A 22,337-nucleotide genomic window follows, 5' to 3' on the forward strand; every position below is an offset into this window, starting at 1 on the left:
CAGGGGAGGGGGCCTTTTGCCGCCCGTCAGAGGCCTGCGGCCTTGGTGAGATTGACACGGAAACGGTCGCGCCGGCGCTGGTATTTACGGGTCATCTCCGCGCTGGCATGGCCGAGCTGCCTTTGAACATAACGCTCGTCAACCTCCGCCGAGGACGCAAGGCCGGCACGCAGGGAATGGCCGGAAAATCTTCCTGACCGCTCTCCTTCGGGAAGGTCGCCCCGTACCCCGGCAGCCAATGCGGCACTTTTGACCAGGCGGGCGACCTGCTTGTCGGCCAGCCGGCGGGAACCGACACCCTTTCCTTCGCCGGTCACGCGGCGGAACAGCGGCCCCATGCGCGATGCGAGCGAGTTTGAGCCAGGTCTCAAGCGTGACGACCGGGCAGGTGGCGTCGGACGAACCACGCCCGACCTCGACTTCGCGCCACCCGGTCTTGCCGCGCAATGTGATCAGTACCCCGTCCTTGAAGATCTCGGCCCAGCCGCACCCGTCCTCCGTCTGGTCCGGTCCGGCATCGAGGCCGACGATCTCCGAACGCCGCAGCCCTCCTGCGAAGCCCAATAGCAGCATGGCTCGATCGCGCAGGCCGCGCAGCGTCCCGCGCTCGAGCGTCTCCAGCATCGCACGGAGGTCCTCCGGGAGGATGGCCTCCTTTTGCCTAGGCGGCCGGGCATGAGAATTGCGGATGCCGGCAAGCACGGTGGCAATGTGGCGGTCCCTGCGGTCGAGGGGCTGGCCGCGCTGCGCATAGCTCCAGCTCAGCGCCGAAAGGCGCCGCTCGATGGTAGCGACCGAATTCGGCTTCCGGTTCGCTGTTGCGTCTCCCGAAGCGCAGGCAGTGATGTAGAGCCCGACCACCTGCGGATCTGGCGAGAGATGGGGGAGATTCTGCCGGCGGCACCAGCCCGTGAAGTGACGCCAGTCCGAACTATACGCGCGGCGTGTGTTGGCCGAGCTCGCCGCCTCTACATAATCGCGGGCACGATGGGCAAGCTTTTCCAGATGTGCCGGTAGGGGAGGGGAGGAGGGCGGAGGTGCGCGCCCCATTTCCGCGATAAGCTCGACGACGTCAGGCAGGTCATCCTGCGCGCTGACGATCGGTGACTTCGGCTCGCTCTGGCTCATCGGCGCGGCGTAAAGGTCGGCTCCGGCGAACTCTTCGCCTTTCCGCGGGAGCGACTCTGCGAACACTGGGGCAAAGCCACCACAAGTCGATCTTTGATGTCCAGCACCATTGCGGATATCGCCTCTCGAATCGGCATTCTACCTGTCGCCGTGCGCAACCAGAACTTCTGACAGCCCCTATCGAGAGCGCGCGCCGCTGAGCATCTGTTGCGCGGCTCCGCTGCACGAGAACGGCCGTTTCTTACATGAAGCACAGCGCGTCCGATAATAACAATCTTATCGGACATTCCTACACCACGACGCCCGGTGCGGATTGCACCAGAGATCATGATGAAAAGCGCACAGGAAGTGTTAGGTTCGGAGCATGGACGCGATTCGGTTTCCTGCCCTCACCCCAGCCGCACTGCTGCCGTCCGTGCCTGCCTGGGCGGCGGGAACCGAAGCGGTGACCGACGAAGCGCAGGCGGCCTTCATTGCCGGCGCGGCCCTGACTTGCCTCGACTTGATCATCCGCAGCCAGCCGGCCTGGGCCGGTGCCTGGCGGCATCGGCTTGCCCTGAAATGCGCTGCCGCAGCGGCGCGTATCGCGGGGCGGAGGGAGGATGAAGCGGCGTTGCGCGATCTCTGGGCGCTGCGGAAGCCAAGTGGCGAGGTCTTTCAGCTTGGCCCCGGCGGCGGCTTTTTGCAGGCGTGGCGGCACCTTGCGGCGACCCCACCGGAGATCGGTGCCGAACGCCTCCCGGACGTAGCAGAACTGCTGGGCATCCGGTGGGGTGCCGATCTAGCCGCCCTGACAGACAGGATCGCGACGCTTGCCGCCGAGGAGAGGGGTGCTCCGTTCGCCGCCGCCGCCATCATGGCCGAGATACATGCGCTCCGCTCCGATGCCGGCCCACTCGGCTGGTGGCTTGCCGATCTTCTGGTCGCACGGTGCCTCGGCTGGCCGCGGGCGGTTCCGCTCCTTGCGGCGCAGATGCATTCTTCGGCATTCCGCGCCGGTGCGCCGCGGCGTCAGTGGATCCGGCCGGGAGCGGAGGGGTTCGCGAGGGCCGTCTGTCTCGGCCTGGCGCAGGGCGCGGCGGATGCGTGCCGGCTCGGCGCTGAGATGGCACGCCGTGCCGAGCGGCTGGCCGCCGTCGCGCCGAAGCTGCGTGCCAGAGGCGCGGGGGACGCCGTCCGCATGCTGCTCGAGGACGATTCCGTCTCCGGCTCACTCAAGACCGCGAAACTGTCGCGCTTTGCCGCGCGCCGCCTGTTCGAGCGGCTGAGCGCATTCGGTGCCGTGCGCGAACTCTCCGGCCGCCCCACCTTCCGCATCTACGGGCTGTGACGATGGCGCGCGAAGCTGAGTCGGGGCTGGTCGACAGGGAACTCGAGCAGCTGCCGCCAGACCTGCGCTGGCGCGAATGGATGGCGCGGGTGGAGGCCGTGATCTTTGCCTCGCCGGAGCCGGTCCAGCGCGAGGCGCTGGCGCGGGTGGTGGGCAGGAACTGCAGCATAGACCTGCTCATCGAGGATATCCGCGGCGAACTGCGCGACCGCCCCTACGAGCTGGTAGCGGTTGCCGGCGGCTGGCAGCATCGCACCAAGAAGGCCTATCGCGATGTCATCCGCGCCGCGACGGGAAACGGCGGCGACGCGCAGCCGCTTTCACCCTCCGAAGCGCTCGTCCTGATGTGTATCGCCTACTACCAGCCGATAACCCGAGCTGAGCTCGGCCAGTTTTTCGGCCGGGAGGTGAGCCGCGACCTGATCGGCTCGCTGCGTGCGCTCGGCTTTATCGCTGCCGGTCCGCGCAGCCCCCAACCCGGTGCGCCCTACACCTATGTGACGACCAAGGCATTCCTATCCGAGTTCGGGTTCGATTCGCTGCGCGACCTGCCCAATATTGAGGCGTTGGAGGATGCCGGCCTGCTTGGTAAGGAAAGCCTGCTGGAAGGAAACATGGCCCCGGTCTTCGATGGTGCAGACGACGGCTCGGGGGATGAGAGGAGCGACTGGGTCAAAGCAGGCGGCGCAAACCTCCTTGACGCGGAGGAGTTCAGCCTTCGCCGGGATGGCTCAAGGGCGTGAGAACAAGCGTCAGGAGAATGGACATATGCGTTGGTTGTGGCTTGCCCATCGCCGTTTTGTGAAGCAAACACCAGATCATCCACAAGTGCCATGCGCGAGTTCGAACTCATGACGATCCATCCGCAGAACAGCATCACAAGCGTCGACCCGGTGAAGCTCGACAGGCTGGCCGAGGTGGCCATTAAAGTCGGGCTGAGATTGCAGCCGGGGCAGGACCTTCTCCTCACGGCGCCCGTCGCCGCACTGCCGCTGGTGCGCCGTATCGCCGAGCACGCCTACAAAGCTGGCGCGGGCCTCGTCACGCCCCTCCTCGCGGATGAGGAGATCACGCTGACCCGCTTCCGGTCCGGCCCGGATCTGAGCTTCGACCGTGCGCCGGTCTGGCTCTACGAGGGGATGGGGAAGGCCTTTTCGGCCAACACGGCTCGCCTCGCCGTTGTGGGCGACAATCCGATGCTTCTTTCCGGCGAAGATCCGGACAAGGTCGCGCGCGCCAATAAAGCCAAGTCGATCGCCTATCAACCCGCGCTCGAGAAGATCGCCGGCTTCGACATCAATTGGAACATCATCGCCTATCCAGGCGCCTCATGGGCAAGGCAGGTCTTTCCTGACGATGAGGAGAGCGTCGCCATAGCCAAGCTGGCCGAGGCGATTTTCGCGGCCTCGCGGGTGGACGGCGATGATCCGATCTCCGCATGGGCGGCGCACAACGAGGCGCTGCACAGAAGGACGGAGTGGCTCAATGGCGAGCGATTCCAGGCGCTGCACTTCTCCGGCCCGGGGACGGATCTGACAATTGGCCTTGCGGACGGCCATCAGTGGCAGGGCGGTGCCTCGACGGCCAAGAATGGTATTCTCTGCAACCCCAATATTCCGACCGAGGAGGTTTTCACGACGCCACACGCGCTGCGGGTCGAAGGGCATGTGGTGAGCACCAAGCCGCTCTCCTACCAGGGCACTCTCATTGACGGGATTGCGGTGCGCTTTGAGGCGGGCCGGATCGTCGAGGCCAAAGCGGCGCGCGGCGAGGAAGTTCTGAACAAGGTGCTGGATACGGATGAGGGCGCGCGCCGTCTCGGTGAAGTTGCCCTGGTGCCGCATTCCTCGCCAATCTCGAAGAGCGGCATTCTTTATTTCAACACGCTCTTCGACGAGAACGCGTCCTGCCATATCGCGCTCGGTCAGTGCTATTCGAAATGCCTCGTCGACGGCGACAAGCTCACGCCCGAGCAAATCGCCGCGCAAGGCGGCAACAAGAGCCTCATCCATATCGACTGGATGATCGGCTCGAACACTATCGATATCGACGGCGTTCGTGTGGACGGAAGCCGCGTGCCCGTGTTCCGCCAAGGCGAGTGGGTCTGAGGTTGTGGGCAGTCGGCCGGCGGACCGTCGCGCCGGCGCCGCAGCTTTTGGCGGGGTGTCGACTCGTTTTTTGTTTCAGCTGCCGGCCTTGAGCCGGCGGACGCCTTCCTAAGACAGTGGGTTGAGCTCATTCTTCTCCCGTCCTTCCAGCATCCTTGCTGCTGGCCAGCAGGTTCTGCCGCATCTCAAGCGGTGTTATGCCGTAAGCCGCGCGGAAATGCGCATAGAACTGGCTGAGCGAGGCAAAGCCTGACTGAAACGCCGCGTTGGCTATGGATACATTGCCCTCGAAGAGCAGAGCACGCGCCCGGATCAGCCGCATGCGGATGATGAAGCGGCGGATGGGAATGCGCATGACCCGGGTGAACAGGTTTAGGGCGTAGTTCGGGTGGAGCCCCACCACGCGAGCCAAGTCGCGCGCGCTGAGCGGCTCCGAGAGATTTTCCAGGATGTGACGCACCATGGCCACCACATAGCGCAGTGGTGAGGCTCCGCGCATCGAGGGGCTCACCGTCTCGATCCAGGGCGGCAGGAGTTCCTCCCAGCCCACAAGCGCGGTGCGGCGCAGCATGTTTGCGATCTCGGATTTCAGGATGTCGGCGCGTTCGGCATTGCCGCTGCGATAGTCCTGGTACCAGCGTTCCAGGATCGCATCGTCCACTGCATCTTCTGGCAGCATCACGATCCCGCCGCCGATCATTGCTTCCGTCAGTTCTCCCAGATGCGGCATATGCAGGAACGTGTCGAGCGGGAGATACACGTTGCACTGGCGCGCATTGCCGCTGGGGCCGTGATCGATATGAACCGTCTGATGGGGGATGCCCGCCCAGAACATCACCAGGCGCTGTGCGGGAATTTCCACCAGCCGGCCGTCGAAGCGGTAGGTCATGCCCCCCTCGGTGAACCAGTTGAACTCGACGTGCCCGTGCCAGTGCTGCTCGGGCATGAGCTTCGGGTCGAACCAGCGGATTCCGAACCTGCCAAAGGCCTTGGTCTTGGCGTAAAAGGTCCGGTCGGGACGCGGCACCGGTCGCGGCGCGCCCGGCTTTCGCACCGTCTTCCCCTTCTCCGGCCCGCTCTCAGCAATCACCGCCATCTCGCAACTCGATCTTTAAATCCCGGAACGGGTGCTTAGAAAACCGGATTGCGTGTGGAAGCGCAAGGGATACCGTCAAGGTGCACGCGGTTGTGCCTGGACGAAAGTTCCGGGAGACCGGTTTGAGCGAAAGGGAGGATACATGAACAGCAAGCTGATTGCTCTCAGCGGGGCAGGTCTTCTGTTGGGCGTTTCCGCATATTCGGTGCTGGCACAAACGGTGGCGCCGACGACGCCGCCCGATCCGCCGGAGTTTCCGGCGCAGAGCGAGCCGGTCTTCGTCGGCATCTCCGATATCCTCGAATTCAAGGCGCTGCCCGAGTATCGCGAACCCGAATGGGTGACGAAGAAGTTTGTCGAGACGGGCAAGCTCCCGCCGGTCAAGGACCGGCTGCCCAAGGAGCCGCTGGTATACAAGATCGCCAACATGCCCGATGGCGTTGGTGTCTATGGCGATGTCATGCGGCACGTGATCGGCGGCCGGCCCGAGGGCTGGAACTATCTTGCCGGCCAGACGCAGGGCTGGGGCGGCATCGACATCGGCATGATGGAATGCCTTACGCGCACCGGGCCGCTCTTCCAGGTGAAGGCGGAAGAGTTGCAGCCAATGCCAAACCTCGCCAAGAGCTGGGAATGGTCCGACGACGGGCTGCAACTCACCATGCACCTGATCGAAGGGGCGAAATGGTCGGACGGCGACCCGTTCGACGCCGAAGATGTGATGTTCTACTGGGAAGACAATGTCGTCGATCCCAATGTTACGCCGCTGAATGGCGCATCACCCGCCACATTCGGCGAGGGAACGACGCTCGAAAAGGTGGACGATTACACGATCCGGTGGACATTCACCAAGCCGAAGCCCACCGAATATCTCTACTCAATGGCATACGGCACCTTCTGTCCGGGTCCTTCACACCTCCTGAAGCCGAAGCATCCCAAATACAATCCGGACATGACCTATGACGAATACAAGAACGCCTTCCCGCCGGATTTCATGAACTGGCCGGTCATGGGCGCGTGGGTGCCGGTGGAATACCGGCCGGACGACATCATTGTGCTGCGCCGCAACCCCTACTACTGGAAGGTCGACGAGCAGGGGAACCAGCTTCCCTACCTCAACGAGGTGCACTACCGGCTGTCCACTTGGGCCGACCGCGACGTCCAAGCGGTGGCCGGTTCCGGTGATTTCTCCAACCTGGAGCAGCCGGAGAGCTTCGTCGAGGCGCTGCGCCGCGGCGCCGAAGAGTCCGCCCCTGCACGGCTGCAGTTCGGGCCGCGCACCATCGGCTATGCGCTGCAGATGAACATGTCGGCCAATGGCTGGGGTGAGCCGGATGAGCGCGGCCAGGCCGTGCGCGAACTCAACCGCCAGCTCGATTTCCGCAAGGCGGTCACCATGGCGATCGACCGGCAGCGGCTGGGCGAATCGCTGGTGCGCGGACCCTTCACGGCCATCTATCCGGGCGGGCTCTATGCCGGCACGACCTATTACGACAAAGCGTCCACCGCCTACTACCCGTACAATCTCGATGCGGCCAACGCGCTGCTTGACGGGCTTGGCCTCAAGGACATCGACGGCAACGGCATCCGCAACTTCCCCGAAGGCACGGCCGGCGGAGGCGATATCGAGATTACGCTCCTCGCCAACACGGACTACAACACCGACCGCAACCTGGCGGAAGGCGTGGTGAACATGATGCAGCCTCTCGGACTGCGCATCATCGTCAACCTGCAGCAGGGCCCGTCCCGCGACGCGCTCTACCAGTCCGGCCGCTTCGACTGGCAGGTTCTGCGCCAGACGGAGGAGATCGCCACCGTTGTGCAAAGGACGGCGCAGCTCGCGCCCACGGGTCCGCAGGTGCACCAGTTCCACCGCGCCGGCAAGGACGGCACGCTCGACCTGCTTCCCTTCGAGCAGGAGCTTGTCGACCTCGTTAACAAGTTCGTCGGCACTCCGGACCTGAACGAACGCGCCGAGATCATGAAGCAGTTCCAGAAAGTCTACACCGAGAATGTTTATGCCGTTGGCCTAACCCAGTATCCGGGCGCGCTCATCATCAACAAGCGCTTCGCCAACATCCCGGCGGGAACGCCGATCTCCATGTACAACTGGGCCGAGGACTCGATCATCCGCGAGCGCGTCTTCGTGCCTCAGGATCGGCAGCAGGACTACGAGCTTCATCCCGAATCCCTGCCGGGTGAGCCCGGAGGGGAAGGGCCCGTCACCTGAGCCGATATGCCAGCCGGGTCAGGGGATTCCCCTGACCCCCTTTGGAGCGGATGAGCGGCATGCTGAGATTTCTAGCCGTCAGGATCCTGGGAGCGATCCCGATCCTCTTCGTCCTGAGCATCGTCACTTTCGCCATCATTGAGGTAAAGCCTGGCGACTACGCCGACTATATCCGGGCGATGGCCATCAACCAGGGCGGCGCCTCGGTCGAGCAGGCGGAAGCGCAGGCTCAGGCTTATCGCGAGGCGCACGGGCTCGATGATCCGCTGATCGTCCGCTACATCGACTGGATCTACGGGATCGTTACCCGCTTCGATTTCGGCCACAGCTTCTATTATAACAAGCCCGTCGCTACAGTCGTTGCCGAGCGCCTGCCGGCCACCATCGCGCTGGCGCTCACTTGCCATCTGCTTGCCTCGCTCGTGGGCATCTCGCTCGGCATCCTGGCCGCCACACGGCAGTATAGCTGGGTGGATACGCTCCTCGGCTTCATCTCCTTCCTCGGCATGACGATCCCGCGCTTCCTGCTGGCGATCATCATCCTCTACATCCTCGTCTTCCGTCTCAACGTCTCGGAAGTTGGCATGTTCTTCTCCGCCCGCTATGGCGGCGCGCCCTGGAGCTGGGACAAGTTCGTCAATCTCGTCCAGCACATCTGGCCGGTCGTATTCATCGCCACCTTCGGCGGGCTCGCTTACAACATGCGGGTGATGCGCGGAAACCTGCTTGACGTTCTGAACGCCCAATATATCGAGACGGCGCGCGCAAAGGGCCTTTCCGAAGGCGCGGTCGTCATGCGCCACGCGGTCCCAAATGCGCTGCACCCGCTGGTCGCCTATCAAGGCGTGGTGCTGCCCTACATGCTGACGGGCGAAATCGAGGTTGCCGTGGTCTTCGGGCTCGCCACGGTCGGGCCCGCCATCGTCGGCTCCATGGCCATCGGCGATGTCTGGGTGACGGCAACCTTCATGCTGGTGCTGGCGGCCACCCTCATCGTCGGCAACATCATCGCCGACATGCTTCTGGCCATGCTCGATCCGCGTGTGCGTCTGGGTGGGGAGAAGGCGGCATGACCCAGCAGGCTCTCCCCTCCATCGCTGAACCGTCTTCCTCCGCAGGCACGGTGCTCGAAGCGCCGGAGCCGCAGGCTGCCGCAGAAGCCGGCAGCACGCGCTTTCCGGACCCCTATCAAAGCTATTCCACGCTGGTGTGGCGGCGTTTCCGCCGCTCCTTTGTCGGCATGACGGGACTGGTGCTCGTCAGCCTGCTCCTGCTGATCACCATCTTCGCTGACTTCTTCGCGCCGATGAATCCGCGGGGCACCCATATCCCCTTCGCGCCGCCGGATGTCATCTCCTTCACGGCCCCTGACGGCAGCTTCAGCATCATTCCCCGCATTTATCCCATTGGCGAGACGGGTGAGTTCGACCCGGTTACATTCCAGCCGCTCACCGGGCCGATTCTTGACGACCCGACGCCGGTCGGCTTCTTCGTCAAAGGACATGCTTATCAGCTCTTCGGCCTAATCCCCAGCGATCGCCATTTCTTCGGCTCCACCGACGGGCGTCCGATCCATCTTCTGGGCACCGACAAGTTCGGCCGCGATATCCTTTCGCGCGGTATCCACGGCGCCCGCATCTCGTTGTTCATCGCCTTCGCTGTCGTGACGCTCACCACTGTGATCGGTACGCTGGTGGGCATCACGTCCGGCTATCTGGGTGGCCCGGTCGATTCCTGGGTGCAGCGCTTCGTGGATTTCGTGCTCGCCTTCCCGCAGCTGCCGCTTTATCTGGCGCTCACCTCGCTGGTCCCGCTTACCGCGCCGTCGAACGTCTTCATCGCCTTCGTCATAGCCGTGCTCGCCGCCCTCGGCTGGGCACAGCTTTCCCGCGAAGTGCGTTCCAAGACGCTGGCGCTTGCCCGCATCGACTATGTACGCGCGGCGATCGCCGTTGGCTCGGGCGACTTCCGCATCATCACCAGGCACATCCTGCCCAACGTGCTCTCCCACATCATCGTCGCCGTGTCCCTCGCCATCCCCACGGTGGTGTTGCTCGAAAGCTTCCTCGGATTCCTCGGTTTCGCGGTGAAGCCGCCGCTCATCTCCTGGGGGCTCATGCTGCAGGACACCAACACCTTTTCGGTGATCGGATCCTATCCGTGGATCCTGTCGCCCGTGGTCTTCGTGCTGATCACCGTCTTCGCCTTCAACGCGCTGGGCGACGGCCTGCGCGATGCAATCGATCCCTATTGAGGAGCGGAGCGATGGTTCAGGAAAAAAACGCCTTCGCACCGCCGGAACGGCACGATCTCGGTCTCCACGGCCGCGAACTCATCCTTGATGCGCGCAACATCGCCGTCGACTTCAAGGTGGAGGGCGGGGTGGTGAATGCCGTCCGCGACGTTTCCTTCCAGCTCCACAAGGGAGAGACCATCGCGCTGGTTGGCGAGAGCGGTTCCGGCAAGTCGGTCACGGCGCGCACCATCATGCGGCTCCTCTCGCGGCGTGCCACCATCAACCCCGGCACGAGGATTGTGCTCGGCGGCATGGACATCGTTTCCCTGAGCGAAAGGGAGATGCGCAGGCTGCGCGGCAAGAGGATCTCCATGATCTTCCAGGAGCCCATGTCCTCGCTGAACCCGGTCTATACGATCGGACACCAGATCTGCGAGATCCTGCACCTCCACAACCGCATCTCGCGCAAGGAAGCCATGGAGCGCGCTCGGCAGCTCCTGGAGGAGGTGCAGATTCCGGAGCCCGCCGCGCGGCTCCGGCAATATCCGCACCAGCTTTCGGGCGGGCAGCGCCAGCGCGTGATGATCGCCATGGCGCTCGCCAACCGTCCGGACATCCTGATTGCCGACGAGCCGACCACGGCGCTCGACGTCACCGTTCAGGCGCAGATCCTGAACCTCATCAAGGATCTGAAGAACAAATACGGGATGGCGGTGATCCTGATCACCCATGATCTCACCATCGTCCGCCAGTTCTCCGAATACGTCTATGTCATGCAGGATGGCGTGGTGCGCGAGCACAACGCGGCGGAGGCGCTCTTCCGCAATCCTCGACACGCCTACACCCAGCGCCTGCTCGCGGCCGAGCCCAGGGGCTCGGCCAAGCCGCTCGAGCCGAACATGCCAACGGTGCTGGAGGGGCACGGGGTAAAAGTCGTCTACACGCTGCGGCGTGGCGGCATGTTCAAGCCCGACTATTTCGCGCTGACGGCGGTCGACAGCCTCGACCTGAAACTCAAGAAGCATGAGACTCTGGGGCTCGTCGGCGAGAGCGGCAGCGGAAAAACCACCTTCGGCCAGGCGCTCATCCGCCTCATCGACAACCAGGGCGGCGAGATCTTCTTCGACGGAAAGCCGATCCACGGCAGAGATCGCAAGGCCATGCGGCCGCTGCGCTCGCGCATGCAGGTCGTCTTCCAGGATCCCTTCGCTTCGCTCAATCCGCGCATGTCGGTACGCCAGATCATCGAGGAAGGGCTGATCGTCAACCGGATTGGCGCCAACACACGCGAGCGCGTGGACCGCGTTCGCCAGGCTCTCCGCGATGCAGGGCTAGCAGACACAATCCTGAACCGTTTCCCGCACGAGTTCTCGGGCGGGCAGCGCCAGCGCATCGCCATCGCCCGAGCCATTGCGCTCGAACCGGAATTCATCCTCCTTGACGAACCCACTTCGGCGCTCGACCTCTCGGTCCAGGCCCAGATCATCGATCTCCTGCGCAAGCTGCAGGATGAAAAAGGCCTGAGCTACCTCTTCATCTCGCACGACCTCAAGGTGGTGCGGGCCCTCTGCCATCGCGTGATGGTGATGCAGCACGGAAAGATCGTGGAAGCGGGCCCCGTCAACGAGGTGCTGTCAAACCCCAAGACCGACTACACGGCCCGGCTCGTCCGCGCCGCATTCGAAATTGCCGCCTAGGAGAACAAGAAAATGGCAGACCCAAAAATTGCATTCATCGGCGCCGGCTCGACCGTCTTCATGAAGAACATCATCGGCGATGTGCTGCAGCGTCCGGCGCTGGGCGGCGCGACCATCGCGCTCATGGATGTGAATCCGCAGCGGCTGGAGGAGAGCGCCGTTGTTGCGGGCAAGCTGGCCTCGACGCTCGGCGTGCCGGCGAAGGTCGAAACCTATACCGACCAGCGTGCGGCGCTCGAGAAGGCGGATTTCGTCATCGTCGCCTTCCAGATCGGCGGGTACCAGCCTGCCACCGTCAATGACTTCGAGGTGCCGAAGAAATACGGTCTGCGGCAGACGATCGCCGACACGCTTGGCATCGGCGGCATCATGCGCGGCATCCGTACCGTTCCGCATCTGTGGAAGATCTGCGATGATATGCTGGAGGTTTGCCCGCAGGCGATCCTGCTGCAATACGTGAACCCCATGGCCATAAACACATGGGCAATCGCGGAAAAATACCCGGCGATCCGCCAGGTGGGCCTCTGCCACTCGGTACAGGGCACGGCGTCGGAGCTCGCGCGCGACCTGGAAATCCCGGTCGAGCGGATCCGCTACCGCGCCGGCGGTATCAATCACATGGCTTTCTACCTCACCTTCGAGGAGAAGATGCCGGATGGCAGCTACCGCGATCTCTATCCGGACCTCGTCCGCGGCTATCGCGAGGGCCGCTTCCCAAAACCCAGCCACTGGAATCCACGCTGCCCCAACAAGGTGCGCTACGAGATGCTGACGCGGCTCGGCTATTTCGTCACCGAGAGCTCGGAGCATTTCGCCGAATACGTGCCCTGGTTCATCAAGCGCGACCGTCTCGACCTGATCGAGAAATTCGGCATCCCGCTCGATGAGTATCCGAAGCGGTGCGTGGAGCAGATCGAGCGCTGGAACAAGCAGGCGGAGGAATACCGCAATGCCGCGCGTATCGAGGTGAAGGCGAGTCACGAATACGCCTCTTCGATCCTGAACTCGGTCTGGACCGGCGAACCCTCGGTCATCTACGGCAACGTCGCCAACAAGGGCTACGTCACCTCGCTGCCGGAAGGGTGCGCCGTCGAGGTGCCATGCCTGGTGGATTGGAACGGCATCCAGCCGACGGTCGTCGGCAAGCTGCCGCCGCAGCTCACCGCAATGATCCGCACCAACATCAATGTGCAGGAGCTCACAGTCGCAGCCCTCATGACCGAGAACCGCGAGCACATCTACCACGCTGCCATGATGGATCCGCACACGGCGGCCGAGCTTGATCTCGATCAGATATGGTCGCTGACGGATGACCTGCTCGCCGCCCACGGCGATCTCCTGCCGGAATGGGCGCGCGTTGGCCCCAAACGCCAGGTCGCCTGAGCCGCGCCGTCTGACCAAGTTTCCTCCCGGTGAACTGCCCGGCCTCGCGCCGGGCTTTTTTTGCAACGGAGCCGTTCAGGCGATCAATTCAGCTCCTGGGCAACTTCCCAGACATGGCCGAAAGGGCAAAGGCGGCCGTGCGCCGCCCCCGGGGGCGGCTGACGGGGCCATTCAAAACGCCGCGGCTCTGCAAGCCGGCGCAGACGGCATCCACATCGGCGACCCTGATCGTCAGCAGCACCCGTGCGCCCGAATTGGCACGCGCCACCCGCACCGGCTCCACGAGCAGTTGCGCAGAAAAACAGCGTTCTCTCCCTCCAAGATGCCGACCGCTGGAGCGGTGTCGATGGTCAGGCATGGATCCTCGGGTCAAGCCCGAGGATGACGTTGGCGAGGCTGTTCCGCCAATCACAGGCGTTGGAGATTTGCGGTGACCTTCCCGCATTGGTCATCCTCGGGCTTGACCCGAGGATCCATGCCTGAACGGCTCCGCGTCACCGGCGGTTCAGGGTCATCCTACCGGTGGGCGCCGGCCAGCTGCCGCAGCTCCTCCACGCTCCGCACGCGCTTGCGCGCCGCGCCCTGCCAGTTGCGCGTCTTCACCGTTGATTTCGCAAGCCGCTCCCGCGCGGCCGGTATCGCATCTGCATATTGCGGTAGCCACTTCTCCTGGGCCACCACCATCTCGTCCACCATCGCCCACACCTCGTCCGGTGTGCAGACGGCGCCCACCAGCGGGTCGTGCAGCATCGCGAGCTTCAGGAGATCGATGTCGCCTGTCATAGCCGCCTCCACCGACATCCGCTGGACCGAAATGGAGGCATTGCAGGTGGCAGCGCAGGCGAGCGGCAGCGTGATGCCCTCCACCATGTTGATGCCAAAGCGGTCCACGAAGCCGGGGCTCTCGACGATCGCGTCCTCGGGCAGGTTGGTGACGATGCCGCCGTTCCTTACGTTGAAATGCCCGCGATAGACGCGTCCCGTCTCCAGCGCCTCGATGATGTGGCTCGCGTGCTCCTTGGTGCGCTTGTGCTCCAAAAGCGGCTTTCCCGCCTCGCTCAGGAATCTTGGAAAGTCGGTCTCGAACCAGTTGCGCCGTTCCGTGCAGTAGCGCAGATACCCGCCCGTCTCGCCATGGATCCACTCGCTCGTGTCGATCCATTTGCCGATCTCGTCGGCCCGCTTGCGATACCAGGGCAGGTATTCCGACAGGTGCCCGTTGCTCTCGGTCGAATAGACGCCGAAGCGTTTCAGCACGTCGATGCGCAGCTTCTCCTGCTTCGAATAGACCGGATGGCGCTCGAAGGCGGCAATCAACTCGTCCTTGCCGATCTTCCGCCCGTTCACGCGCAGGTCGATATACCAGGTCTGGTGATTGATGCCGCTGCAGATGTAATCGAGCTCCTCGTCCTCCACGCCAAGGACCTGGGCGATCTGGTGCGCGCCGTGCTGCACACCGTGGCAGAGACCGACCGTCTTCACTCGGCCGTATTGCAGCGCCGCCCAAGTGTTCATCACCATCGGGTTGGCATAGTTCAGGAACAAAGCCCCCGACTCCGCCACCTCTCGAATGTCCCGGCAGAAATCGAGAATGACCGGGATGTTGCGCTGGCCATACATGATGCCGCCGGCGCAGAGCGTGTCGCCCACGCATTGGTCGACACCGTATTTCAGCGGGATGTCGATATCGGCGGCGAAGGCATCGAGGCCGCCCACCCGCACACAGCTCATGATGTAGCGCGCGCCTTCGAGCGCCGCGCGCCGGTCCACCGTGGCGGTGACCCTGGCAGGCAGCTCGTTCACCGCGACCACCTTGTCGATGATCTGACGGACCATATCGAGATTGTGTTCGTTGATGTCGGTGAGCGCGATTTCGATGTCGGCGAATTCCGGCACCTTAAGCAGGTCCGAGACAAGCGTCTTGGTGAAGCCGATGGAGCCTGCGCCTATGATGGCGACCTTGAAACTCATGCGGTGGTCCTCCTCGCGAGGGCATATCCAATTTTTGCGGCATTACTAGCCGCGCGACATCCCACCGTGTAGAGAAAGGTTATGCGCGGAAGGGTAATTTTGTGCTGTCGGAACTGATTGAACATGGCCACGGCATGCGCCGCATCGCCCCGGCCAAGGGCGATGTCGGGCTCTTCTGCATGGCGACGGGCGCGGGCTACGAGTTGCGCGTCAATGAGGTCTATTCCTGGGACGGCCTCAGGCGTGGGTCGGCGCCTTTCGTGCTCATCCAGCACACGATTTCCGGCGAGGGACGACTCGATTATGCAGGCATGCTGCATGTGCTTCGTCCGGGTGAGACCATGCTGCTTACCTTTCCCCACGCCAACCGCTACTGGCTAGAGCGCCGCAAGAGCTGGGAATATTTTTGGATCATCCTGACCGGCCGCGAAGCGCTCCGGCTTGCTGGCGCCATCTTATCCACTGAAGGCCCCGTCCTTCGTCCGGGGCAGGTTACGCTTGACCGTCTCGCGGGCGCCTGCCTTGCGCTTCTCTCCGGTGTTGCGGAACTGCCGGGCGCGATTTCCGCCGCGGCTTACGCCGCAGTTGCTGCGCTTTATGATGAGGTATTTGGAACAGCCTCCGAGTTGCCCGATCTTCCCGCACCCGTCCTGCGGGCGCAGCGGTTTGTCGAGGAGAATCTCGGGCGGGTTGTCGATGTCGCCATGCTTGCGAGCGCGTCCGGCCTGAGCCGGGCGCATTTCGTCCGGCTGTTTACGGCTGCTGTCGGCCAAGCCCCTTCGGAATACCTGTTCGAGCGGCGCATGGAGCGTGCCATGCGTTTGCTGCTTGCGACCGATACCCCGGTCCATGCGATTGCGCGGGCCTGCGGCTTTGCAGACGCCAATTATTTTTCCAAAGCATTCCGCCGGTCGCGCGGCGTTTCCCCCGGCGCCTTCCGCAGAGCCGGACGATCGCCCGGAGGCGTCGTTCTCGATCCCGCACCGCTGGCGCGCTGAATTTGCGGTATATCAGCTGGCACGGTTTAGTAGATGCCGGTATCTGCGAGAACCTTTCAGCTCGGCGCCATCGCTCATCCGCACGTGAAAGTCGCCGTCGCGGGAGGGGATGATTTCCATGATCTTCGCTCGATTAACGATCCTGGACCGGTGTACGCGCACAACGTCCACGCCCGCCGCGCGCAACTGCTGCTCCAAGGCGGTGAGGCTGATGCGCAGGAGATGGGTGGCGCCGTTTGCGCGGACATCGACATAGTTGGCGGCGGCCTCGGCCCAATGTAGCGACCGTGCATCCAGCCAAACTGTACGTCCGCCCGATTTGAAGACGAGGCGGCCGGTCTTCCGCGCCTCCGACCGGGCAAGCGCCGTCTCGCGCCGCCGCTCTTCCACGCCGCGCAACAGGGCAAGCACCAGCAGGATCGTTGCATAGGTCAGCAGGTCCTTGCGGTATTCATAGGCAAGGTCCCTCAAGGGCTCATCGAAAAAGCGGTAGCTCTTCCCCAGAATGGCGGCGTAGGCAATCTTCCGCAGCACGATCATGCCGCAGATATGAAGGGCGGAGAAGACCACACTGCCGGTTGCATGGGCGAGGAGCGCGCCCCGCCAAGCGCCCGGCTTGAGCGGAAAGCGCCGCTCGAGGAGCGCCAAAACCGGGACGAGGGCGGCGAGCACCGTCACGCTGGAATATTCCAGGATCCAGGGGACCGGCGGGTCGAGCGGGCGTCCCGCCCGGGCGGCGTCCGTAAGCAGGGTCAACGCGTTGACCAAAGCCACACCCGCAAGGAAGGCCGCTGCGATCAAGCTTGCGGACCGCAATACGCGGCGGTCCACTTCGGCGTCGCTAACAGAAGGCGGAGACATGGGTGTGATGATGCCCCAACGGCGCCCCGTCGGGAAGCGGCGGCACTGGGTCTCTTCCTCGTCGCCGCTCATCCCGCCGGTCTGCACCTCGTCCCTGCCCGGTTCACCGGAGAGAGGCTTTTCCCCATAGTTTGACATGAGATCCATGGAGTCGCCGATGAATAGAAGACATCTCCTCCAGCTGGCCGCGGTGCCATTGTTGGCCGGTGGAGGGGTGGGGGCTTTGGCCGCCCCGTTCACGCAAGCCGGACCCACCTCGCGCCCGCGGCCGGGCGAACCCGGCTGGCCAACGAAAGCGGAGTGGGAGACACTCAAGCGCGCGGTAGGCGGCAGGCTCATGGAGGTAGAATCCCCGCTTGTTGCCTGCGCCGAAGGGGCGGGGAGCGCCAGATGCGAGGAGCTTTTCAGAAACCTGAAGAATCCCTACTATCTCGGGGACGAGCCCGGCTTGACGCAGACATTGGGCTGGGTGGACGCCTGGATATCACGGCCGAGCGTCTATGCCGTAGCGGCGCAGACGACCGGCGATGTCCTGGCCGCCGTCAATTTCGCGCGTGAACATAATCTGCGCCTGGTCGTCAAGGGCGGCGGTCACAGCTATCAGGGTACGTCGAATGCGGCCGACTCTCTCCTGATCTGGACGAGGCGTATGAACGCGGTGCTCGTGCACGACAGCTTCGTTCCTGCGGGATGCGAGGGGAAGGAGGAGCCGCGACCGGCGGTCACGGTCGGCTCGGGTGCCCTATGGGGCCATGTCTACGATGCCGTGACAACAAAAGCGGGCCGCTACGTCCAGGGCGGCGGCTGCCTGACAGTGGGCGTTGCGGGCCTCATCCAGAGCGGCGGCTTCGGCAGCTTTTCCAAGCGCTACGGCCTGGCGGCGGCAAGCTTGATCGAAGCCGAGATCGTTACGGCCGACGGAAAGGTGCGCATCGCCAATTCATGCAGCAATCCCCACCTGTTCTGGGCCATCAAGGGCGGTGGTGGCGGGAGCTTCGGGGTCGTCACACAGATGACGCTTCGCACCCACGCGCTGCCGGACCATTTCGGCGCAGTCTTTGCCAGGATCGAGGCGGCCTCGGACGACGCCTTTCGCCAACTGATAGGACGCTTCCTCGAATTTTATCGCAGCACCCTTTTTAATCCGCACTGGGGCGAGCAGGTAAGGTTCCGGCCAGGCAATGTGATGGACCTGGCGATGGTGTTTCAGGGGCTCGATCAGGAGGCGGCGGAAGCGGTCTGGCGTCCGTTTTTCGACGGGCTTGCCGCCTCGCCGCATGACGTCCGCCTTGCATCGCCGCCCACCATTCTCGCTGCGCCGGCCCGCAGGTTCTGGGACCCGGATTTCCTGCAGCAGATCCAGGGCGTGGCGCTGACCGACGAGCGGCCGGGGGCGCCGAGGGGCAATATCTTCTGGGCCGGCAATCTGGAAGAGGCGGGACAGGTGCTGCAGGCCTACCAATCTGCCTGGCTTCCGGCCGCGCTCCTGGAGCAGCACCGGCAGGGAGATTTGACCGAAGCTCTCTTTACGGCGAGCCGGCACTGGAGCCTGTCGCTGCATTTCAACAAGGGCCTTGCCGGCGCTCCCGCCCAAGTTGTTGGTGCCGCGGCCGACACGGCCACCAATCCGGCAGCGCTCGATGCCTTTGCGCTGCTGATCAGCGCAGCCGAGGATCCGCCGGCCTATCCCGGCATTCCAGGTCACGAGCCGGATGTGACCGGCGCGCGGCGGGTGGCGGAACGGATCGACAGGGCCATGGGCGCGGTACGCACGCTCGTGCCGCAGCCTGCCTCCTATCTGGCAGAAAGCAATTTCTTCGAGGAGTCTTGGCAGGAAGCCTTCTGGGGTCCGAATTATGCAAGGCTGCTTGCGGTGAAGGACCGATACGATCCGGGCGGGCTCTTCGTCGTCCACCACGGTGTGGGGAGCGAGCGCTGGAGCCCGGACGGATTTGTGAGAGCGACGGCGCCGTGAGGTCCACGCCGGCATTCACTCCGGGCCCGTGTGCATCTCACGGAATAGCCTCGGCGAGACGCCGAACCGGCGTTCGAAGACCTGCGTCAGGCGCGCGGTGGGGGATAGGCCGACCTTGGCGGAAATAGCCTTGAGCGGCAGCCCCCGCTCGAGCAGCATCCGCGCCGCATCCAGCCTAAGCGTCTCGATGAAACGAGCCGGCGTCTGGCCGGTCGCCGCAAGAAACTTTCGGTAGAAGCTCCGCTCGCTGAGGCCGGCGCGCGCGGCAAGTCCCGGCACGTCCAATGCTTCATGGAGATTGTCCTGAATCCAGGTGACGAGGTCCGCGAAGGGACCGTCCGCCTTCAGTTGCGCCTGCAGGAGCGGGCTGAACTGAGACTGATAGCCAGGGCGGCGCGCATAGAGGACCAGGCGCTTGGCAACCTGTCCGGCCAATGCGTTGCCGAGATCGCAGGCGACCATCGCCAGGGCCATGTCGATGCCGGTCGTCACGCCTGCAGAGGTCCAGATCTTGCCGTCCACCACGTAAAGCACGTCGGAATCCACGGCGACCGAGGGATAGATTCTTGCAAGCGGCGCGCAGGCGTCCCAGTGGGTTGCGACACGTTTGCCGTCGAGGAGCCCGAGCGCGGCGAGGATGAAAGCGCCAGCGCAAATCGAACCGAACCGGGATGCCGCTTCGGCGCAGCGCGGCACCCATTGCCGCACCGCCGGCTCGGCCATCACCGCAGGTAGGCTCTCGGCCTCGGAGCCCGCGAGCAAAAGCGTGTCGACACGCTCCGGCGGCATGTCCGCAAGTGCCTGCGTCTGCAGCGCCGCACCGCTGCTGCTCGTCACCGGCCCTCCACAAGCTGAGACCATATCGATCGCGTAAAATAGGGGTCGGCCGCTGTTTGCCAGTGCTCGGTTAGCGCCCGCGAAGACCGATGCGGGCCCTGTGGCGTCGAGGATCTCAAATCCCGGATAGACGAGAATCGCAATTCTGTGCAGCATTGGCAGAAACTATGAGTGTTTTGTCATTCTGCCACACCTCTCGCCTGCTAGTGTGGCAAATCGGCGCCATTGGCTTCGCAGGGAGGGAGCGCAGGTGCCGGTACCGAAGGGATAATGACCGAGATCTCGCCATGAAGAAGCGGCTTTTCCTCTGGAGCGGCCTGGTTATCGTCGCCCTGTCCCTGGCAATTTTCGGCGGATGGATTCTCTCCCTGCCGTCTCGGCCGGCTGCGGCGGCCGCACCGCCGATCGACAGACAAGAGGCCGAGGCGACACTTGAGGCCTTGCGGCCGCCCAAACGGGAACGTCCCCTGATTGCGATCATCGGCATAAATAACGCGACCGAAACAACCGACTATGTCATGCCCTACGGTATCCTTCGGCGCGCCGATATAGCCGATGTGGTGATGCTGGCGACCGGTCCGGGTCCGGTTAAGCTCTATCCGGCGCTCACAGTCGAGCCGGATGCGACGACTGCCGATTTCGATGCCCAGCATCCGGATGGCGCCGACTACGTCATCGTTCCGGCCATGAGCCGCGATGACGACCCGGCGGCGCTCGCATGGATCAGGAGCCAGGCGCAGAAGGGCGCGATGATCGTCGGCATCTGTGCGGGAGCCAAGGTGGTAGCCGCCTCCGGGCTGCTCGACGGCAGGCGAGCGACAAGCCACTGGTACTATCTCGAGGAGATGCTGGAGGGCAGGCCTGGGATTACCTATGTCGCGGACCGGCGGCTGGTGGTGGACCGGGGCGTCGCGACGACGACCGGCATCACCGCCTCCATGCCGATGATGCTGACCCTTATCGAGGCCATCGCGGGCCGGGAAAAGGCGGAAGGTGTCGCCCGCGATTTGGGTCTTGCACAATGGGACGCACGTCACGACAGCAGCGCATTCAAGCTGACGCGGCCCTTCGCCCTGACCGTGCTTGGCAACATGCTCACCTTTTGGAACCGGGAGCAGTTCGGCATCGGACTTCAACCCGGCATCGACGAGGTGTCGCTCGCTCTGGTCGCGGATGCCTGGTCGCGTACCTACCGGTCGCGCGTGCTGATCTTCGCGAGTTCGGCAGGTCCGGTGCAGAGCCGCAGCGGCCTCCGCATCATTCCTGATCAGGTGGGCACCGACTGGCCCACGGAGCGGCTCATTGCCTTTGAGGGCCACAAGCCAGCGGAAGCCTTGGACGAGGCGCTCCTTGCAATCGGGAGCCGTTACGGGGCCCGCACCGCCGAGGTGGTAGCCATGCAGCTCGAATATCCGCGACTAGCCACCGGGCAATGAGCTTGTGGCGGCTAGCCTCCGCGCGTTGCCACCTGATTATCCTTCGTCCCGCATCGAAGTATGGCAAGCTGCGGGCGTAGCACCGTACCTGGCGGTACGGTCTGCCTCTCGACGCCCGCGCGCTTCCCTCTATTTGCCGGCATGAAGAATGCAGGAGGAATGGGATGCCGAGCGCGACATACCGGCTGTTCGAGGCGGCGATGAGGGGGCGCAAGCAGATACTGTGCACCTATGACGGCTATCCGCGCGAGATCTGCCCGATCATCCTTGGCTACAAGGATGGAGCGGAAAAGTCACTCGTCTTCCAGTTCGGCGGGGGAGGCAGCAGTCCTCTTCCACCGCAAGGCGATTGGAGGTGTCTGGAAGTGGCAAGGGTGAGGGATGTCCGCCTTCGCGACGGTCGGTGGCATGCAGGGTCCACTCATATGAAATCGCAAAGCTGCGTCAAGGATGTGGATTTGGACGTCAATCCGGACAGCCCCTATCGGCCAAGGCGCCGGCTCTAACCCTCGAAGCAATGAGGTCGGCATTTCAAATCGCGTCTACAATACGCGGCGAGGCGCGGTATCGGGACAGCCGCCGCCTCGGACGGACTGAACGCCAGATTGCGATTCGACAGGATCAAACTTCTTGATATGCTTCCCGGCTGTCCGGGACGCCTGCGGCCACCCCTATACCAACATCAGTGACTTCTTCATGAATCGCAATTTCCTGCTGGTCGACCCCGAAGAAAACATGGCTACGCTGAGGGGGCTTGCCTCGCCGGTCAGGGCAAGGATGCTGAAGCTCTTGCATGTGAAGGGGTCGATGAATGTCAATGACATTGCCCGGGAGCTGTCCCTTCCGCAATCGACCGTATCGTCCAATCTTCAGATTCTGGAAGAGGGCGGGCTCATCCGCTACGAGACCGTCAAGGCACGCAAGGGCAACCAGAAGATCTGCCATTCCACGTTCGACGAAATCCTCGTGGTGTTCAAGGACACGCTGCCGCCAAAAGCCGACAACACGATCGAAGTCGCCATGCCCCTCGGCCTCTACACGGCCTGCAAGA

17 protein-coding genes and 2 pseudogenes are annotated in these 22,337 nt (G+C 63.7%); 13 read left to right on the forward strand and 6 right to left on the reverse strand.

Features of this window, described 5'->3' with window-relative positions:
• Window positions 1-26 precede the first annotated feature (26 nt).
• Window positions 27-1,128 (reverse strand): annotated as a pseudogene (locus RIN79_RS16215) (site-specific integrase).
• A 364-nt stretch (window positions 1,129-1,492) separates the two neighbouring features.
• Between RIN79_RS16215 and RIN79_RS16220 the strand changes: the two are divergent.
• From RIN79_RS16220 to RIN79_RS16230, 3 genes are all read left to right on the forward strand, one after another.
• Window positions 1,493-2,458, forward strand: a complete 966-nt coding sequence (locus RIN79_RS16220; RefSeq protein WP_309085718.1) for a DUF1403 family protein — start codon at window positions 1,493-1,495, stop codon at window positions 2,456-2,458.
• Window positions 2,459-2,460: 2 nt separating this feature from the next.
• A complete protein-coding gene (locus RIN79_RS16225; protein ID WP_309085719.1) occupies window positions 2,461-3,201 on the forward strand; it encodes an SMC-Scp complex subunit ScpB in 741 nt (246 codons plus the stop codon).
• Between the two features lie 108 nt (window positions 3,202-3,309).
• Window positions 3,310-4,566, forward strand: a complete 1,257-nt coding sequence (locus RIN79_RS16230; protein ID WP_309085734.1) for an aminopeptidase — start codon at window positions 3,310-3,312, stop codon at window positions 4,564-4,566.
• Between the two features lie 127 nt (window positions 4,567-4,693).
• Here the strand turns inward: RIN79_RS16230 and RIN79_RS16235 are convergent, their stop codons facing one another.
• Window positions 4,694-5,662, reverse strand: a complete 969-nt coding sequence (locus RIN79_RS16235; protein ID WP_309085720.1) for a helix-turn-helix domain-containing protein — start codon at window positions 5,660-5,662, stop codon at window positions 4,694-4,696.
• A gap of 142 nt (window positions 5,663-5,804) precedes the next feature.
• On the opposite strand from RIN79_RS16235, the gene RIN79_RS16240 reads away from it, so the two are divergent.
• The 5 genes from RIN79_RS16240 to RIN79_RS16260 are packed head-to-tail and all read left to right on the forward strand — an operon-like array spanning window position 5,805 to window position 13,208.
• Window positions 5,805-7,892: an ABC transporter substrate-binding protein gene (locus RIN79_RS16240; protein WP_309085721.1), complete on the forward strand. Its 2,088-nt coding sequence runs from the start codon at window positions 5,805-5,807 to the stop codon at window positions 7,890-7,892.
• A 59-nt stretch (window positions 7,893-7,951) separates the two neighbouring features.
• The gene (locus tag RIN79_RS16245) at window positions 7,952-8,965 is read left to right on the forward strand and encodes an ABC transporter permease (protein WP_309085722.1); all 1,014 of its coding nucleotides are present in this window, start codon (window positions 7,952-7,954) and stop codon (window positions 8,963-8,965) included.
• Complete coding sequence (locus RIN79_RS16250) at window positions 8,962-10,146, forward strand: ABC transporter permease (protein ID WP_309085723.1); 1,185 nt, start codon at window positions 8,962-8,964, stop codon at window positions 10,144-10,146. Before RIN79_RS16245 ends, RIN79_RS16250 begins: the two co-directional genes overlap by 4 nt.
• An 11-nt stretch (window positions 10,147-10,157) precedes the next feature.
• Window positions 10,158-11,825: an ABC transporter ATP-binding protein gene (locus RIN79_RS16255; RefSeq protein WP_309085724.1), complete on the forward strand. Its 1,668-nt coding sequence runs from the start codon at window positions 10,158-10,160 to the stop codon at window positions 11,823-11,825.
• A 12-nt stretch (window positions 11,826-11,837) separates the two neighbouring features.
• Window positions 11,838-13,208, forward strand: coding sequence for an alpha-glucosidase/alpha-galactosidase (locus tag RIN79_RS16260; protein ID WP_309085725.1), 1,371 nt, complete (start codon window positions 11,838-11,840; stop codon window positions 13,206-13,208).
• An 83-nt stretch (window positions 13,209-13,291) separates the two neighbouring features.
• Here RIN79_RS16260 and RIN79_RS16265 read toward each other — a convergent pair.
• Both RIN79_RS16265 and RIN79_RS16270 read right to left on the reverse strand, forming a co-directional pair.
• Window positions 13,292-13,503, reverse strand: a pseudogene (locus RIN79_RS16265) (VOC family protein); the annotation flags it as partial.
• A 221-nt stretch (window positions 13,504-13,724) separates the two neighbouring features.
• Window positions 13,725-15,179, reverse strand: a complete 1,455-nt coding sequence (locus RIN79_RS16270; protein ID WP_309085726.1) for an alpha-glucosidase/alpha-galactosidase — start codon at window positions 15,177-15,179, stop codon at window positions 13,725-13,727.
• Between the two features lie 101 nt (window positions 15,180-15,280).
• Between RIN79_RS16270 and RIN79_RS16275 the strand changes: the two genes are divergently transcribed.
• Window positions 15,281-16,177 carry an AraC family transcriptional regulator gene (locus RIN79_RS16275; RefSeq protein ID WP_309085727.1) on the forward strand — a complete coding sequence of 299 codons (897 nt, stop codon included), beginning with the start codon at window positions 15,281-15,283 and terminating at the stop codon, window positions 16,175-16,177.
• 12 nt (window positions 16,178-16,189) lie between these two features.
• Here RIN79_RS16275 and RIN79_RS16280 read toward each other — a convergent pair whose 3' ends face one another.
• Entirely contained in the window at window positions 16,190-17,185 is a 996-nt protein-coding gene (locus tag RIN79_RS16280; protein ID WP_309085728.1) for a LytTR family transcriptional regulator DNA-binding domain-containing protein, read from the reverse strand.
• Window positions 17,186-17,375: 190 nt separating this feature from the next.
• Between RIN79_RS16280 and RIN79_RS16285 the strand changes: the two genes are divergently transcribed.
• The gene (locus tag RIN79_RS16285) at window positions 17,376-19,013 is read left to right on the forward strand and encodes an FAD-binding oxidoreductase (RefSeq protein WP_309085729.1); all 1,638 of its coding nucleotides are present in this window, start codon (window positions 17,376-17,378) and stop codon (window positions 19,011-19,013) included.
• Between the two features lie 15 nt (window positions 19,014-19,028).
• Here RIN79_RS16285 and RIN79_RS16290 read toward each other — a convergent pair whose 3' ends face one another.
• Window positions 19,029-20,006: a DJ-1/PfpI family protein gene (locus tag RIN79_RS16290; protein WP_309085730.1), complete on the reverse strand. Its 978-nt coding sequence runs from the start codon at window positions 20,004-20,006 to the stop codon at window positions 19,029-19,031.
• Window positions 20,007-20,137: 131 nt separating this feature from the next.
• Here RIN79_RS16290 and RIN79_RS16295 point away from each other — a divergent pair, with 131 nt between their 5' ends.
• From RIN79_RS16295 to RIN79_RS16305, 3 genes are all read left to right on the forward strand, one after another.
• Window positions 20,138-21,286, forward strand: coding sequence for a DJ-1/PfpI family protein (locus tag RIN79_RS16295; RefSeq protein WP_309085731.1), 1,149 nt, complete (start codon window positions 20,138-20,140; stop codon window positions 21,284-21,286).
• 164 nt (window positions 21,287-21,450) lie between these two features.
• Entirely contained in the window at window positions 21,451-21,792 is a 342-nt protein-coding gene (locus RIN79_RS16300; RefSeq protein WP_309085732.1) for a hypothetical protein, read from the forward strand.
• 190 nt (window positions 21,793-21,982) lie between these two features.
• A partial coding sequence (locus RIN79_RS16305; RefSeq protein ID WP_309085733.1) for a helix-turn-helix domain-containing protein occupies window positions 21,983-22,337 on the forward strand: 355 nt, incomplete at its 3' end.

It is taken from the genome of Chelativorans sp., from assembly GCF_031180965.1.
Lineage (GTDB): Bacteria > Pseudomonadota > Alphaproteobacteria > Rhizobiales > Rhizobiaceae > Chelativorans.